General features: G+C 74.1%; 14 protein-coding genes and 1 riboswitch. Of the genes, 11 read left to right on the top strand and 3 right to left on the bottom strand.

Annotated features, from left to right (window positions below):
* Positions 1–105 precede the first annotated feature (105 nt).
* The 5 genes from C1708_RS12790 to C1708_RS12770 all read left to right on the top strand — a co-directional run bounded on the left by C1708_RS12790 (position 106) and on the right by C1708_RS12770 (position 6896).
* On the top strand, positions 106–1827 hold the full coding sequence (locus C1708_RS12790) for an AbeC-like domain-containing protein (RefSeq protein WP_106412808.1): 1722 nt from the start codon (positions 106–108) through the stop codon (positions 1825–1827).
* A gap of 2 nt (positions 1828–1829) precedes the next feature.
* The gene (locus C1708_RS12785) at positions 1830–2183 is read left to right on the top strand and encodes a hypothetical protein (RefSeq protein ID WP_106412807.1); all 354 of its coding nucleotides are present in this window, start codon (positions 1830–1832) and stop codon (positions 2181–2183) included.
* A gap of 10 nt (positions 2184–2193) precedes the next feature.
* Positions 2194–3147 (top strand): hypothetical protein, encoded by a 954-nt coding sequence (locus C1708_RS12780; protein ID WP_106412806.1) that lies wholly within the window; start codon positions 2194–2196, stop codon positions 3145–3147.
* A 431-nt stretch (positions 3148–3578) separates the two neighbouring features.
* Positions 3579–5099 carry an aldehyde dehydrogenase family protein gene (locus C1708_RS12775; protein ID WP_106412805.1) on the top strand — a complete coding sequence of 507 codons (1521 nt, stop codon included), beginning with the start codon at positions 3579–3581 and terminating at the stop codon, positions 5097–5099.
* Positions 5100–5351: 252 nt separating this feature from the next.
* Positions 5352–6896, top strand: coding sequence for a GMC family oxidoreductase (locus C1708_RS12770; protein ID WP_106412804.1), 1545 nt, complete (start codon positions 5352–5354; stop codon positions 6894–6896).
* A 131-nt stretch (positions 6897–7027) separates the two neighbouring features.
* Here C1708_RS12770 and C1708_RS12765 read toward each other — a convergent pair whose 3' ends face one another.
* Positions 7028–7561, bottom strand: coding sequence for a carboxymuconolactone decarboxylase family protein (locus C1708_RS12765; protein ID WP_106412803.1), 534 nt, complete (start codon positions 7559–7561; stop codon positions 7028–7030).
* Between the two features lie 47 nt (positions 7562–7608).
* Between C1708_RS12765 and pdxR the strand changes: the two genes are divergently transcribed.
* The 4 genes from pdxR (at position 7609) to C1708_RS12745 (ending at position 12403) form a co-directional block, all read left to right on the top strand.
* Positions 7609–8994 (top strand): MocR-like pyridoxine biosynthesis transcription factor PdxR, encoded by a 1386-nt coding sequence (pdxR, locus tag C1708_RS12760; protein WP_106412802.1) that lies wholly within the window; start codon positions 7609–7611, stop codon positions 8992–8994.
* 223 nt (positions 8995–9217) lie between these two features.
* Positions 9218–9562 carry a hypothetical protein gene (locus C1708_RS12755; protein WP_106412801.1) on the top strand — a complete coding sequence of 115 codons (345 nt, stop codon included), beginning with the start codon at positions 9218–9220 and terminating at the stop codon, positions 9560–9562.
* A gap of 6 nt (positions 9563–9568) precedes the next feature.
* On the top strand, positions 9569–10753 hold the full coding sequence (locus C1708_RS12750) for a glutathionylspermidine synthase family protein (RefSeq protein ID WP_106412800.1): 1185 nt from the start codon (positions 9569–9571) through the stop codon (positions 10751–10753).
* A gap of 76 nt (positions 10754–10829) precedes the next feature.
* Positions 10830–10916, top strand: a riboswitch (ZMP/ZTP riboswitch).
* Positions 10917–10951: 35 nt separating this feature from the next.
* The gene (locus tag C1708_RS12745) at positions 10952–12403 is read left to right on the top strand and encodes a glycine hydroxymethyltransferase (RefSeq protein ID WP_106412799.1); all 1452 of its coding nucleotides are present in this window, start codon (positions 10952–10954) and stop codon (positions 12401–12403) included.
* Positions 12404–12424: 21 nt separating this feature from the next.
* On the opposite strand, the gene C1708_RS12740 is transcribed toward C1708_RS12745, so the two are convergent.
* Entirely contained in the window at positions 12425–12964 is a 540-nt protein-coding gene (locus tag C1708_RS12740; protein ID WP_106412798.1) for an RNA polymerase sigma factor, read from the bottom strand.
* Between the two features lie 164 nt (positions 12965–13128).
* Here C1708_RS12740 and trpS point away from each other — a divergent pair, with 164 nt between their 5' ends.
* Positions 13129–14121, top strand: coding sequence for a tryptophan--tRNA ligase (gene trpS / locus C1708_RS12735; protein ID WP_106412797.1), 993 nt, complete (start codon positions 13129–13131; stop codon positions 14119–14121).
* 224 nt (positions 14122–14345) lie between these two features.
* Positions 14346–14924 (top strand): 2'-5' RNA ligase family protein, encoded by a 579-nt coding sequence (locus C1708_RS12730; RefSeq protein WP_106412796.1) that lies wholly within the window; start codon positions 14346–14348, stop codon positions 14922–14924.
* Between the two features lie 16 nt (positions 14925–14940).
* On the opposite strand, the gene dprE2 is transcribed toward C1708_RS12730, so the two are convergent.
* Complete coding sequence (dprE2, locus tag C1708_RS12725) at positions 14941–15696, bottom strand: decaprenylphospho-beta-D-erythro-pentofuranosid-2-ulose 2-reductase (RefSeq protein WP_106412795.1); 756 nt, start codon at positions 15694–15696, stop codon at positions 14941–14943.
* Between the last annotated feature and the right edge of the window lie 27 nt (positions 15697–15723).

Below are 15723 nucleotides of genomic sequence, written 5' to 3'. Positions count from 1 at the left end.
GGTCACCGCCGTCAAAACCTGTTCGCACGCGCCCGCCCCTCCCCTATGCTGATGCCCCGTCACCCCATGGGGCCGTGACGTCCATTCGCGTATCGGGGGATCCGCGTGAGCACCGCGTTCGTGCCGCAGCAGCAGCCACAGCACCCGGGCGGGACGCCGGACGGTCCGCCGCCCGTGCCGCCGTACGCCAGCGAGGCGTCCCGGCTGCTGTGCGCGGGGGCCTACCTGGACCCCGGCTACCGCGACCGTGTCATCGAGGAGCTGTACCTCCACGAACAGCGGGCCGTGGCGCCCTCGCTCGGTTTCGACGCCGCCCGCGTCCTCGCCCACGCGCTGCGCGCCCGGCGCCTGGAGACACTGTGGGCGGCGGCCGTCCTCGGCCTGTGGATCGTGGGCACCCCGATCAGCGGCAACCTGCTCCTCCCCTTCGTGGGGCCCAGCCTGCTGCTCGCCGTCGCGCCCCTGCTGCGCGGGCGGGCCGCCCGGCCGCCCTGGTACCGCTCGCTCGCCGCGTTCCTGGCCCGCTGGGGCGGGCGCGCCCTGACCGTGTTCGCCCTGTTCACCCTGGCCTCCGTGGCGTTCGGCGAGGAACGGGAGAGTTCCTCGTACGCGTCCTCCTCCTACGGCTCCTCCGGCGACGACGACCTGCTGGGGGCGGTCACCGACGGGCTCGCCGAGGGCGCCGAGCCCTGGCAGGCGTGGTTCGGGATCGGCGTGCTCGTGGTCATCGGCCTGTGCGTCGCGGGGCGGCGCACCCAGTTCGCCCGGGTCGTCGCCGCCGAGCTGTCCCCGGCCCGCTTCCCCGACGCCGCCGGCGACCCCGCCGAACGGACCGGCGGACCGCGGTTCCGCAGGCTGTCGCAGCGCATCCGGCTGGAGCAGCACACCCCGCTCGTCATGTACCACGAGGCGCGCCCCTTCTGCGGGGCGGGCACGGCGCACGACACCTGGGTGCTCGCCGTCGAGCTGCGGCCCGAGGAGGACGCGGAGCAGCAGCCGCTCGGCAACCGGGCGATCCTCGACCGGGTCAGGCCCCTGATCGAGCAGCTGCGGGCGCCCGCCGAGCACGCGGGTCCCGGCGTACGGGACCGGCTGCGCCGGCTGGAGATCGACGAGTGCGTGTTCCTGCCCGTCGAAGGGCTCCTCCGCCGCGACGAGGCGCCGTACGGGCAGGCCGAGTTCGAGCAGCACCGGGCGCGGGCCGTCGAGGAGGGCGGCGAGAAGCGGCGGCACTTCCTGCGCGTCCGCGTCGGCGGCTGGGAGGAGGAGCTGGTCGTCACCGTCTTCGTCCGCGTCCACACGCAGGGCCGGATGCTGATGCTGGAGATCGCGCCGCACGTGCTGCTGCCGGTGCGCGAGGACTTCAAGGACGCCGGCCGCACCGCGCACCGGTTCCTGCACGACCGGACCGGCCGGATCACCGGCTCCGCCGTCCTGGTGCCCCGCTCCGCAGGCGACTCGCTCATCACCCTCGGCCGGGGCGCCGCCTACCTGTGGCGGCTGCTGACCGGTGGTCACGCGCACGCGCTGCCCGACGGTCCCGCCCTGTCCGTGCGGGAACTGGCCGCGGCGCCCGCCGGATCGACGTTCCAGGACATGGACGTCGCCCGGTACCTGCGCAGCGTCCAGGACCGCATCAGCCGCGGGGTGCGGCTGGCGCTGGGCGAAGCGGGCTACGAGACCGGTGAGTTCGTGCAGAAGATCGTCAACATCAGCAGCGGCGCGGTGCACATCGGACGCGCCGACCACTCGTCGTTCGCCTTCGGCGACCACGCCCGCGCCGAGACCACGACCGGCGGCCCCGGGCCGCAGAAGGGATCCGACTGACGATGGCGACCGACGAACCGAACGTCAGCATCGGCCGCGCCGACCACTCCTCCTTCGCGTTCGGCGCCCACGCCCGCGCCGAGACCCGCAACACCGCGGCCCCGGCGCGCGACGAGTCCGCCGAGCACCTGCTGGCCGCCGTGCGGGAACTGCGCGCCGACCTCGCCCGGCTGCGGGAGAACGAGCAGGCCGCGCGGCTGGACACCACCCTCGCCGACACCGAGGAGGAGATCACCCGCACCGGGACGGCCGGCGAGGGCCGCATACAGCGGCTGCGCGAGGCGCTCACGGACGCCCAGAGCATCCTGGCCCTGTTCGCGTCGGCCGGGACCGTCGCCGGGCTGCTGGGAATGTGAGAGGGACGCCATGACCGGGGGACAGCGGTACTGGAACGAGGACGCCCAGCGCTGGGAGGACGGCACGGACGCCACCGCCCCGGTGACCCCGCCGCCCCCGCCGCCGCCGTCCTTCGAGCCGTCCGCGCCGGCTCCGGCGTGGGGCGGCGTGACCGACCCCGACGCGCCGACGGGCGTGCTGCGCCCGTCGCCCGGCGGGGACCGGCCCGCCCCGGGACCGCCGGGGCGCGGCCGGCCGTTCGCCGGCCGGCGACGGCTGGTGTGGGGCGTGCTGGGCGGAGCCGCGGCGGCGGGGGTCGCCGGGGCCCTGGTCCTGAGCCTCGTCGTCGGCGACGACGGCACGGACGCTCGTGCGGACGACCGGACCGGCGGTACGGCCGCGGCGCAGACGTCGCCGTCGTCGGCGGGGGAGTCGGAACCCGTGGCGACGGAGGGGTCCGACACCGCCGAACCGTCGTCCGCCCCCGAGCCGTCGTCCCTCCCCGAGGGCTTCGGACTGCACCGTGACGCCGAGGGCTTCACCGTCGCCCGCCCGACGGGCTGGGAACGGGAGGCGGTGCCCTCCCAGCACGGCTTCGACGTCGTCAACTACCGCAGCCCGGACGGCCTCCGCCGCCTCCAGGTGTACGAGGTCGAGGAGCGCTCGCCGGAGGAGTCCTTCGACCTGTACCTGTCCGACCGCACACCGAAGGCGGACGGCTTCGAGAAGGTCGCGCTGGCGCCCCTGGAGACGGAGGGAGTGTCCGGCCTGCGCCTCGAGTACCGCGCCGACTCGCTGCGCGGAGAGCCCGACGTGGGCAGCTGGCACGTCCAGGACGTGCGCTTCCGCTCACCGGCCGACGGCAAGGTGTACGCCATCGCCGCGTACGGCGCCCCCACGGACGGCATCGACCCCGAACTCGCCCTGGTCCTCACGGCGGTCGCCCACTTCTGCCCCCCGTCGGCGCCGTGCCCGTCGCCCTGACCTGAGGCGGGTCCGCCGGCCGCCCGTTCCCGGTGACCGCCGTGGCCCTTCCCCGCGGCCTGCCTGACGCCGGGCATCGCGGCGTGGCCGTACGGCGCCTCGTCGCGGCGGAGGAGTCCTTAGACGGGGTGGGCACGCCGTGCCGGCCCCTCCGCCCGGCGCCCGCGCGGACCGCCGTGCCGCGACCGTGCACGCTCGGCGCCCGACTCCACGCCGTCCCGCATCCGGCCCGCCCGGCCGGTGCGTCCCGGACCCGCCCCCGCCGGAGGGTCCCGCCGCGCGGGACGGCCCCGCGGCGGGGCCGTGACGAAGCGCACTCCGGGCCCGCGTTCCGCATGCATTCCGTCCGGCAGGGCAGGAGCACCCGGTCCCGGGGGTAGCAGGGATGTGACTCACGGGCGTGGAGTAAGAACGGAAGGCAGTAACCGATCATGGCGGACAGCACAGAACTGCGGGCACGCGACACCATTCACGCGGGAGGCGAGTGGCGAGCCGCCGTCTCCGGGGCCACCCGGGAGATCCTCGACCCGGCGGACGCCCGGCCGTTCGCCCTGGTCGCGGAGGGCGACGAGCAGGACACCGACCTCGCGGTCGCGGCCGCGCGCCGCGCCTTCGACGAGGGCGACTGGCCGCGCACCCCCGCCGCCGAACGGGCCGCGCTGCTGCGCCGCGTCGCCGACCTGCTGGTCCGGGACCGCGAGGAACTGGGTCTTCTGGAGAGCCGGGACGCGGGCAAGACCCTGGAGGAGGGCCGCGTCGACATCGACTGCGTGGCCGACGCCTTCCGTTACTTCGCCGACCTGGTCGCCGCCGAGGCGCCCGGCCGGGTCGTGGACGCGGGTTCGCCCGACGTCCACAGCGTCGTCGTGCACGAGCCGGTCGGCGTCTGCGCCCTGATCACCCCCTGGAACTACCCGCTGCTCCAGGCCAGTTGGAAGATCGCCCCGGCGCTCGCCGCGGGCAACACCTTCGTGGTCAAGCCCAGTGAGATCACCCCGCTGACCACGGTCGCCCTGATCGGCCTGCTGACCGAGGCGGGGCTGCCCGCCGGCGTCGCCAACATCGTCACCGGCCCCGGCCACACCGTCGGCGCGCGGATGGCCGAGCACCCCGACGTCGACCTGGTCTCCTTCACCGGCGGCCTGGTCAGCGGCACCAAGGTCGCCCAGGCCGCCGCGCCGACCGTGAAGAAGGTCGCCCTCGAACTCGGCGGCAAGAACCCCAACGTGGTGTTCGCCGACGCCTGCGCCACCGAGGAGGGCTTCGACACCGCCGTCGACCAGGCCCTCAACGCGGCCTTCATCCACAGTGGCCAGGTCTGCTCGGCCGGCGCGCGGCTGATCGTCGAGGAGTCCGTGCGGGATCGTTTCGTCGCCGAACTCGCCCGCCGCGCCGAGAGGATCCGGCTCGGCCGGGGCACCGAGGACGGCGTCGAGTGCGGCCCGCTGGTCTCCGCGCAGCAGCGCGAGAAGGTCGAGGCGTACGTCGAGTCCGCGCTCAAGGAGGGCGCGGTGCTGCGCTGCGGCGGCAAGCGGCCCGAGCCGGCGCCCGAGCGCCCCGCGTCCGGCTACTTCTACGAGCCGACCGTCCTCGACCGCTGCCACCGTGAGATGCGGGTGGTGCGCGAGGAGGTCTTCGGACCGGTCCTCACCGTCGAGACCTTCCGCACCGAGGAGGAGGCCGTCGCCCTCGCCAACGACACCGAGTACGGGCTGGCCGGCGGCGTGTGGACGGCCGACGCGGGCCGCGCCCGCCGGGTGGCCGGACGGCTGCGCCACGGCACCGTGTGGATCAACGACTTCCACCCCTACCTCCCGCAGGCGGAGTGGGGCGGCTTCGGCAAGAGCGGCACGGGCCGCGAACTCGGCCCGGCGGGGCTCGCCGAGTACCGCGAGACCAAGCACGTCTACCAGAACCTGGCGCCGGCGCCGGTGCGCTGGTTCGCCGGCTGAGCGGCGGACGACGCGGGGTGCGGGGCGATGTCCCCCCACCGCCACGACGGCGGCCGTCCCGGAACCCGCGCTGTCCGCCCCGTACGCGCCCCCGTACGGGACGCGTTCCACCAGCCCCCTCCGGGCGGGCCGCGTCCCGTACGAGCCGTCCCCGAGCGGCCCCACCGAGTCGCCGCCTCCGCGGGACGCCCGTCCCGCACGACACGAGACGCCCCACCCACCTGCCCCGAGCCCCCGAGGAGTACCGCCCCGATGCCCGCCGAAACCCCCGCGCGCGAGACCGAGTACGACTACGTCGTCATAGGCGGCGGCACCGCAGGTTCCGTCATCGCCTCCCGCCTCACCGAGAACCCGGACGTCACCGTCGCCGTCATCGAGGGCGGCCCCAGCGACGTCGGCCGCGACGACGTGCTGACGCTGCGCCGCTGGATGGGCCTGCTCGGCGGCGAGCTCGACTACGACTACCCCACCACCGAGCAGCCGCGCGGCAACTCGCACATCCGGCACAGCCGCGCCCGCGTCCTCGGCGGCTGCTCCTCGCACAACACGCTCATCGCGTTCAAGCCGCTGCCGTCCGACTGGGACGAGTGGGAGCGGGCCGGCGCCACGGGCTGGGGCGCCGTGCAGATGGAGGCGTACTACGCCCGGCTGAAGAACAACATCGTCCCGGTCGACGAGAAGGACCGGAACGCCATCGCCCGCGACTTCGTCGACGCCGCGCAGACCGCGCTCCGGGTGCCCCGCATCGAGGGCTTCAACAAGGAGCCGTTCGACGAGGGCGTCGGCTTCTTCGACCTGGCCTACCACCCCGAGACCAACAAGCGGTCCTCGGCGTCGGTGGCGTACCTGCACCCGGTGATGGACGAGCGGTCCAACCTGACGATCTGGCTGGAGACCTGGGCGTACCGGCTGGAGCTGAACGGCACCCGCGCCGAGGGCGTCCACGTGCGCACCAAGGACGGCGAGGAGGTGCTGATCCGGGCCCGTGACGAGGTGGTGCTGTGCGCCGGCGCCGTCGACTCGCCGCGGCTGCTGCTGCACTCCGGCATCGGGCCGCGCGCCGACCTGGAGGCGCTCGGCATCCCCGTGGCGCACCACCTGCCGGGTGTCGGCGAGAACCTGCTCGACCACCCGGAGTCGGTGATCGTGTGGGAGACCGACGGGCCCCTCCCGGAGAACTCGGCGATGGACTCCGACGCGGGTCTGTTCGTGCGCCGCGACCCCGGCCACGCGGGCCCGGACCTGATGTTCCACTTCTACCAGATCCCGTTCACCGACCATCCGGAGCGACTGGGCTACCGGCGGCCGGAGTTCGGCGTCTCCATGACCCCGAACATCCCCAAGCCGAAGAGCCGCGGACGGCTGTACCTGACCAGCGCCGACCCCGAGGTGAAGCCGGCGCTGGACTTCCGGTACTTCACCGACGAGGACGACTACGACGGCCGCACGCTCGTCGACGGCATCCGCATCGCCCGCGAGATCGCCGGGACCGAGCCTCTCGCACACTGGCTCAAGCGCGAGGTGGCGCCCGGCCCGGACGTCACCGGCGACGAGGAGCTCAGCGAGTACGCCCGCAAGGTCGCGCACACCGTCTACCACCCGGCCGGCACCTGCAGGATGGGCGCCGCCGACGACGAACTCGCGGTCGTGGACCCCGAGCTGCGCGTCCGCGGGCTCCAGGGCCTCCGCGTCGCGGACGCCTCCGTCTTCCCGACCATGACCGCCGTGAACCCGATGATCGGCGTGCTGATGGTCGGCGAGCGCGCCGTCGATCTCCTCGGCGGCGACACCCGCTGAGCGCGGCGGCCACGAACGCCACCGCCGGCTTCGCACACGGCCTCCGCCCGGCGATCACCGGGGAGGCGGCGAAGCAGTGGGCGGGCAGCCACCCCACCGCTCCGTGCGGGAGGAGCGGCTGCCCTGACCCGCTAGCGGTGCTGTCCCGGCTGGTAGTGACCGGGCGCCATCCGGCAGGTCACGCCGAACCGGTTCCAGGCGTTGATCACCGCGACGGCGGCGATCAGATGGGACAGCTCCGTCTCGTCGAACTGCTGGGCGGCCCGCTCGTACACCTCGTCCGGCACGAAGCCTCCCCCGGACTTCGTCTGGGAGGCGCCCCCAGCCAGAACCGTGACCGCCTCGGTCAGCTCGATCGCGGCGAGCTCCTTCTCCGTGTAGAAGTGCCGCGACTCCTCCCACGCGGCGAGCTGGACGATCCGCTCGACGCTCTCGCCCGCCGCGAGGGCGTCCTTGGTGTGCATGTCCAGGCAGAACGCGCAGTGATTGAGCTGCGAGGCGCGGATCTTCACCAGCTCGGCCAGCTTCGGGTCCAGCCCCTGCCGGGCCGCGGCGTCCAGCCGGACCATCGCCTTGTAGACCTCGGGGGCGTGCTTCGCCCACTCCAGGCGGGCGGGCTCCTCCGCCGCGTAGGGGACCGTCCCGGTCGTGTCGGTGTGCGTCATGCCGTCGACCCTAGGAGCGAGGCAGCCCAGGAGTATGGTCCACTTCCATGGCGGAACGCTGGGCCACTTTCGGCATCGACCTCCACCTCGACCCGCGCGGGCCCGGACTGCGGCGCGGCCTCACCGACGCCCTGCGGGAGGCCGTCCGCGGCGGTCGGCTCGCCCCCGGCGCCCGGCTGCCCTCCTCCCGCTCCCTCGCCGCCGACCTGGGCGTCGCCCGCAACACCGTCGCCGACGCCTACGCCGACCTGGTCGCCGAGGGCTGGCTCACCGCACGCCAGGGCTCCGGCACCCGGGTCGCCGACCGCGCCGCCCCCGGCCGCCCGGCCGCGGCCCCCACGCCCCGCCGCACCCCCGGCCGGCTCCCGTACAGCCTGATGCCCGGCACCCCCGACCTCGCGTCCTTCCCCCGCGCCGCGTGGCTGCGGGCCACCCGCCGCGCCCTCGCCGCCGCGCCCCACGACGCCTTCGGCTACGGCGACCCGCGCGGCCGCCCGGAACTGCGCGAGGCCCTCGCCGGGTACCTGTCCCGGGTCCGGGGCGTGCGCGCCGACCCCGAGCACGTCGTCGTCTGCTCCGGCTTCGCACACGGCCTCCGGCTGCTGTGCGAGGTGCTGCGCGCCCGCGGCGCCCGCACCCTCGCCGTGGAGTCGTACGGCCTCGACGCGCACTGGGACCTGGTCCGCCGCGCCGGCCTGGAGACCGTCCCGCTGGCCCGGGACGACCTCGGCACCCGCGCCGGGGACCCGGGCGACGCCGACGCGGTGCTGCTCAACCCGGCCCACCAGTTCCCGCTCGGCGGGGCGCTGCGCCCGGAGCGCCGGGCCGCCGTGGTCGAGTGGGCGCGCCGCACCGGCGGCCTGATCCTGGAGGACGACTACGACGGCGAGTTCCGCTACGACCGCCAGCCCGTCGGCGCCCTCCAGGACCTCGACCCCGGGCGGGTGGTCTACCTCGGCACCGCCAGCAAGTCCCTCGCCCCCGGCCTGCGGCTGGGCTGGATGGTGGTGCCGCCGTGGCTGCTGCCGGACGTCCTCGCGCACGGCGGCGGCCGCACGGTGAGCGTCGTGGAACAGCTCGTCCTCGCCGAGTTCCTCTCCTCCGGCGCCCACGACCGGCAGGTCCGCGCCGCCCGCCTGCGCTACCGCCGCCGCAGGGACGCCCTCGTACGGGCCCTCGCCGAACGGGCGCCGCACGTCCGCGTCACCGGCATCGCCGCCGGACTGCACGCGGTCCTCGAACTGCCGCCCGGCACCGAGCAGGCGGTCCAGCGGGCGGCCGTCTGGCAGGGGCTCGCCGTCAAGGGCCTGGACTTCTTCCGCCACCCCGGCGTCACCGCCCCGGCCGGCGACGCCCTCGTGGTCGGCTACGCCACCCCGCCCGACCACGCCTGGAACGGCACCCTGGAGGCCCTGCTCCGCGCCCTCCCGTGACCGGGGTCCCGCACCCTCCCGTGGCCGGCGCCTGGGGATCTCCCGTGAGCACTGAACGGTCATTTTCTACCAAAGAGTGACAAAGCATCAGCGGTGGAACGGGTGAGCCCGGGGGCTCCCGTGCGGCCCGGCCGAACGGTCTCTAGGCTGTCCGCCGCGAGCCGGGACGACACGGAAACGACACGGAAACGATTCGGCGCGACACCTAGGGGGAGCGGAAGGCATGGCGCAGACACGGCGACGACTGCGGTCCAGCACGGTGGTGCTGGGCGGCATGGGAGTACTCGCGGCGGCACTGTCGGCCTGCGGGTCCGACCCGGACCGGCGGTGCGTGGACCGCGACAGCTACACCCTCGGCGACGGCTACAAGGTCGTCTCCGACAAGAACTGCTCCAGCGGCTCCCGTTCCTCCGGCTCCGTGGGCAAGGGCCGGTCGTCCCGCGCCGCCGACGCCGAGTGGTACTACGACTCCGACGTCCGCAGCGGTTACGCCCGCAACGGCACCTTCAGCCGCAGCGAGGCCGTCGACCGGGGCGGCTTCGGCTGCTCCGGCAGCGGCGGGGGCTGATCCGCAGTGGAACGGCGCACCACCGAGCCCCGCCCCGGCTGGCAGCGGACCGTCGAGGAGCAGGGGCTCATCTACCCGCTGACCCGCTACCCCGACGACTCCCTGCGCCCCTACTGGGACGAGAGCGCCTACTACGTCTTCGCCCTGGACGAGGTCGAGGCGCTCGAGGAGACCGTCGAGGAACTGCACGCGATGAGCCTGGCGGCGGCCGGACACATCGTCGCCGAGGGCCGCTTCGCCGATCTCGGCATCACCGACCCCCGGGTCGTGGACGCGGTCACCGAGGCATGGCACCGGAGGGACGAACTGCCCTCCCTGTACGGCCGCTTCGACCTCCGCTACGACGGCACGGGCCCGGCGAAACTGCTGGAGTACAACGCGGACACCCCGACCTCCCTGGTGGAGGCGGCCTCCCCGCAGTGGTTCTGGATGGAGGAGCGCTTCCCCGGCGCCGACCAGTGGAACTCCCTGCACGAACGGCTCGTCGACGCCTGGAGGAAGCAGTCCGCCCTGCTCCCGCCGGGCAGCCCGCTGTACTTCGCCCACACCGCCGGCGACGAGAGCGGCGAGGACCTGATGACCGTCGCCTACCTCAAGGAGACCGCCGAACAGGCCGGCCTGGAGACCGACTGGCTCGCCATGGAGGAGATCGGCTGGGACCGGCTCTCCGGCCGCTTCGTCGACAACCGCCTGCGGTTCATCCGCAGCATCTTCAAGCTGTACCCGTGGGAGTGGCTGACCACCGACCGCTTCGCCGGCCATGTGCTCGACACCCTCGACAACGGCGGCGGCACCGGCTCCACCCTGTGGATCGAACCCGCCTGGAAGATGCTGCTCAGCAACAAGGCGCTGCTGGCGATCCTCTGGGAACTCGACCCGGGCCACCCCAACCTCCTCCCCGCCTACCTCGACGGCCCGCGCGAACTGGCGGACACCACGGGCTGGGTCGCCAAGCCGCTGCTGGGCCGCGAGGGCGCCGGCGTCACCGTGCACCAGCCCGGCACCGCCCCGGAGCCCCGCGACGAGCCCTGCTGCTACCAGGGGCTCGCCCCGCTGCCCGACTTCGACGGCAACCGGGTCGTCCTCGGCGCCTGGGTGGTGGAGAACGAGGCCGCGGGTCTCGGCATCCGCGAGTCCTCCGGCCTGATCACCGACGCGTACGCCCGCTTCCTGCCGCACGTCATCCTGTAGCCGGCGGACGAAAGGGGCGGGCGGCTCCCGCATCGCGGACACCCCCCGCGCCGCTCCGGCACACCCGGTAACCTGGCCCACGGGCCGTGACTGGCGCGCTGGGATGGGACCGACCATCGGGGAGCGGCCCGGGAGGAACGTGCCGTGCGCCTGGGCCATCCGTACCGTGAACGCCGAACGCTACGTCCGGAGGTCCCCATGTCTGCCGAGCAGCCGCTCACCCCCGAGTCCACCGCCTTCCGCTCCGCCCTCGACGTGATCCGCGCCGTCGAGCCGCGCGTCGCCGACGCCATCGGGCAGGAGGTCGCCGACCAGCGCGAGATGCTCAAGCTGATCGCCTCCGAGAACTACGCCTCCCCGGCCACCCTGCTGGCGATGGGCAACTGGTTCAGCGACAAGTACGCCGAGGGCACCGTCGGCCGCCGCTTCTACGCCGGCTGCCGCAACGTGGACACGGTCGAGTCGCTCGCCGCCGAGCACGCCAAGGAGCTGTTCGGCGCCCGCCACGCCTACGTCCAGCCGCACTCCGGCATCGACGCCAACCTGGTCGCCTTCTGGGCCGTCCTCGCCGACCGCGTCGAGGCGCCGTTCCTGGAGAAGACCGGCGTCCGCCAGATCAACGACCTCTCCGAGGCCGACTGGGCCGAACTGCGCCAGGCCTTCGGCAACCAGCGCATGCTCGGCATGTCCCTGGACGCCGGCGGTCACCTCACCCACGGCTTCCGGCCCAACATCTCCGGCAAGATGTTCGACCAGCGCTCCTACGGCACCGACCCGGCCACCGGCCTGATCGACTACGACGCCCTGCGCGCCTCCGCCCGGGAGTTCAAGCCGCTGATCATCGTCGCCGGCTACTCCGCCTACCCCCGTCTGGTGAACTTCCGCGTCATGCGCGAGATCGCCGACGAGGTCGGCGCCACGCTCATGGTCGACATGGCCCACTTCGCGGGCCTGGTCGCCGGCAAGGTCCTCACCGGCGACTTCGACCCCGTGCCGCACGCCCAGATCGTCACCACCACCACCCACAAGTCGCTGCGCGGTCCGCGCGGCGGCATGGTGCTGTGCGACGACTCCCTGAAGGACCAGGTCGACCGCGGCTGCCCGATGGTCCTCGGCGGCCCGCTGCCGCACGTCATGGCCGCCAAGGCCGTCGCCCTCGCCGAGGCCCGGCAGCCCGCCTTCCAGGACTACGCCCAGCGCATCGTGGACAACTCCCGCGCGCTCGCCGAGGGCCTGATGCGCCGTGGCGCCACGCTGGTCACCGGCGGCACCGACAACCACCTCAACCTGATCGACGTCGCCACCTCCTACGGCCTCACCGGCCGGCAGGCCGAGGCGGCCCTGCTCGACTCGGGCATCGTCACCAACCGCAACGCCATCCCGGCCGACCCCAACGGGGCCTGGTACACCTCCGGCATCCGGATCGGCACGCCCGCGCTGACCACGCGAGGGCTCGGGACGGCGGAGATGGACGAGGTCGCCGGTCTCATCGACCGCGTCCTCACCACCGCGGAGCCGGGCACCACCAAGTCCGGAGCGCCGTCCAAGGCGTCGCACGTGCTCGACGAGAAGGTCGCCGACGAGATCTCGCGGCGGGCCACCGACCTGGTCGCCGGCTTCCCGCTGTACCCGGAGGTCGACCTCGGCTGAGGTCGCCCGCCGGCTGCCCGGTCATGCGTCCGGCAGCTCCTGGCGGGGGCGGCCGTCCGGGCCCTTGCGGGCGCGGACGGCGGCCGCTCCCCGGAGCGCGTACGGGCGCAGTGCCAGGGCCAGGGCGGCTCCGGCCGCCAGGCCCGGTACGGCCCACCACCGGTCGGCGCCGCCGTCCGCGACGGGGGCGGCCGCCTGGGCGGGGGCTATGTGCAGGTCCTCCCGCGGTGTCGGCTGCGCCGCGGGCGCCGCGCTGCCGGCCAGGGTCGTCCTGCGTGCCGCCGCGCGCACTGTGTTCCTCGTCTCATTGGCCACGATCGACAACAGCCACGGCCGGAAGGCCGCGCCGCCCTTGAACCGCCCCAGCGCGCAGTACGCCTTCACGAAGGCCTGCTGCACCACGTCCTCCGCGTCCGCCCCCGCCCCGAGCGCGGCGGCCGCCCTGAGCGCGATGCCCGTATGGGCCCGCACCAGCTCCGCGTACGCCTCCGGCTGTCCGGCGCGTACGCGGGCGATCACCGCGGCCTCATCGACGATGCGGCCCCCCTCCCGCGTCCTCACATCCTTGTTACACCCCGCGGAACGGATCGGTTCCCACCTGTTCCCGGTCCGTTCCGGACCGCTCCGCGGGACCTGAGAGAATGGAGGGCATGGCCTCTGATCGCCCCTCCGTCTCCCACCAGCACCCCCAGGGGAACGGCTCCGCCGTGCGGCATCGTCCTCGTGTGCTCTCCGGGATCCAGCCCACCGCAGGCTCCTTCCACCTCGGCAACTACCTCGGCGCCGTCCGCCAGTGGGTGGCGCTCCAGGAGACCCACGACGCCTTCTACATGGTCGTCGACCTGCACGCGATCACGGTCCCGCAGGACCCCGAGGAGCTGCGGGACAACACCCGGCTCGCCGTGGCCCAGCTGCTGGCCGCCGGTCTCGACCCGGACCGCTGCACCCTCTTCGTGCAGAGCCACGTGCCGGAGCACGCCCAGCTCGCGTGGGTGATGAACTGCCTCACCGGCTTCGGCGAGGCCTCCCGCATGACCCAGTTCAAGGACAAGTCCGCCAAGCAGGGCGCCGACCGCGCCTCCGTCGGACTGTTCACGTACCCGATCCTCCAGGTCGCGGACATCCTGCTCTACCAGGCCCACGAGGTGCCGGTGGGCGAGGACCAGCGCCAGCACATCGAGCTCACACGCGACCTCGCCACGCGCTTCAACGGCCGCTTCGGCGACACCTTCACGCTCCCGAAGCCGTACATCCTCAAGGAGACGGCGAAGATCTACGACCTCCAGGACCCGGCGGTCAAGATGAGCAAGTCGGCGTCCACGCCCAAGGGCCTGATCAACCTTCTGGACGAGCCGAGGACCACCGCGAAGAAGGTCAAGAGCGCGGTCACCGACACCGACACGGTGATCCGCTACGACGTGGTGGAGAAGCCCGGCGTCAGCAACCTGCTCACGATCTACTCCGTCCTCACCGGCACCGGCATCCCCGAGCTGGAGGAGAAGTACGCGGGCAAGGGCTACGGCGCGCTCAAGACGGACCTCGCCGAGGTCATGGTCGACTTCGTGACCCCGTTCCGGGAGCGCACCCAGCAGTACCTGGACGACCCGGAGACGCTCGACTCGATCCTCGCCAAGGGGGCCGAGAAGGCGCGCGCCGTCGCGGCCGAGACCCTCGCCCGGGCGTACGAACGGGTCGGCTTCCTGCCCGCCAAGCACTGAGCCGACCACTGGGCCGAGCACTGGGCCACAGCACCGAACCGGCGCAGTGAACCGGCCCACGGGCCCGTCCGTACCACCGCACGGCGCTCTACATCACTCCGACTGCGCCTGCCCGCATCCGGGTCGTGGTCGTACAGTCGAGGAACGGGTGACCGCTTCGGCGGCCACCCGGACGCGCACCCGTTCCACCACCGCGCTTCACCACCACAACGACAGGAGACGACGTGGGGACCGTAACGATCGGTGTGTCGATCGCGGTCCCGGAGCCTCACGGCAGCCGGCTTCAGCAGCTGCGCGCGGGCTTCGGCGACGCCGCCGCCTACGGCATCCCCACGCACGTCACCCTGCTGCCGCCCACGGAGGTCGCCGACACGGTCGTGCCGGCCGTCGAGGCGCACCTCGCCGAGGTCGCGGCGGCGGGCAGGCCGTTCCCGATGAGGCTGTCGGGCACGGGCACCTTCCGGCCGCTGTCGCCGGTGGTGTACATCCGGGTCGTCGAGGGCGCGGAGGCCTGCGCCCGGCTGCAGCAGCAGGTCCGTGACCCCTCCGGGCCGGTCGCCCGCGAACTGCAGTTCCCCTACCACCCGCACGTCACCGTGGCGCACGGCATCGACGAGGCGGCCATGGACCGCGCCTACGAGGACCTCGCCGGCTACGAGGCCGAGTGGGCCTGCACCGGCTTCGCCCTCTACGAGCAGGGCGCCGACGCGGTGTGGCGCAAGCTGCGCGACTTCCCCTTCGGGACCGTCGTGGTGCCCCCGCAGGCCGGACACGCCGGCCGGGGGTCGGTCTCCGCGCGGTGACCCCGGCGGCCCGGCCTCACACCGGCAGCCGGCGGAACACCCCGCGCGGCAGGTGCCGCAGCGCCGACATCACCACGCGCAGCGCGCCCGGCACCCACACCGTCTCCGAGCGGCGCCGCAGCCCCAGCTCGACGGCCGTCGCCACCGCCTCCGGGGTGGTCGCCAGCGGCGCCTCGGGCAGCCCCGCCGTCATCCGGGTGCGGACGAACCCGGGGCGCACCACCATCACGTGCACGCCCGTGCCGTACAGCGCGTCGCCCAGGCCCTGCGCGAACGCGTCCAGGCCGGCCTTGCTGGAGCCGTAGATGAAGTTGGCGCGGCGGGCCCGCTCGCCCGCGACGGACGACAGCACCACCAGCGAGCCGTGCCCCTGCGCCTGGAGGGCGGCCGCGCAGACCAGGCCCGCGGAGACCGCGCCGGTGTAGTTGGTCTGCGCGACCCGCACCGCGGCCCGCGGGTCCCGCTCGTCGCGCGCCTGGTCGCCCAGGATGCCGAAGGCGAGCAGCACCAGGTCGACATCGCCCTCGGCGAACACCTTGCCGAGCGCCTCCTCGTGGCCGGCCGGGTCGAGCGCGTCGAAGTCGACGGTGCGCACCTCGGCGCCGAGGCCGCGCAGCCGCCCGGCCGCCTCGTCGAGGCCGGGGGAGGGGCGGCCGGCCAGCCACACCGTGCGGGTGCGGCGGGCGATCAGCCGCCGCGCGACCGCCAGCGCGATCTCGGACGTGCCGCCGAGCACGAGCAGGGACTGGGGGAGGCCGAAGGCGTCCTTCACGACAGCTCCTCAGGGGGCCGGGTCGGG

Origin of the sequence: Streptomyces sp. DH-12, assembly GCF_002899455.1 — a bacterium.
Lineage (GTDB): Bacteria > Actinomycetota > Actinomycetes > Streptomycetales > Streptomycetaceae > Streptomyces.
Note: the sequence above shows the minus strand (reverse complement) of the source record. Positions and strands in the feature narration are given on the sequence as shown.

Excerpts from the sequence above, each read along its gene's own strand:
- C1708_RS12785 (WP_106412807.1), top strand. The coding sequence starts at position 1,830 with ATGGCGACCGACGAACCGAACGTCAGCATCGGCCGCGCCGACCACTCC.
- C1708_RS12780 (WP_106412806.1), top strand. The coding sequence starts at position 2,194 with ATGACCGGGGGACAGCGGTACTGGAACGAGGACGCCCAGCGCTGGGAG.
- C1708_RS12775 (WP_106412805.1), top strand. The coding sequence starts at position 3,579 with ATGGCGGACAGCACAGAACTGCGGGCACGCGACACCATTCACGCGGGA.
- C1708_RS12770 (WP_106412804.1), top strand. The coding sequence starts at position 5,352 with ATGCCCGCCGAAACCCCCGCGCGCGAGACCGAGTACGACTACGTCGTC.
- C1708_RS12765 (WP_106412803.1), bottom strand. The coding sequence starts at position 7,561 with ATGACGCACACCGACACGACCGGGACGGTCCCCTACGCGGCGGAGGAG.
- pdxR (WP_106412802.1), top strand. The coding sequence starts at position 7,609 with ATGGCGGAACGCTGGGCCACTTTCGGCATCGACCTCCACCTCGACCCG.
- C1708_RS12755 (WP_106412801.1), top strand. The coding sequence starts at position 9,218 with ATGGCGCAGACACGGCGACGACTGCGGTCCAGCACGGTGGTGCTGGGC.
- C1708_RS12745 (WP_106412799.1), top strand. The coding sequence starts at position 10,952 with ATGTCTGCCGAGCAGCCGCTCACCCCCGAGTCCACCGCCTTCCGCTCC.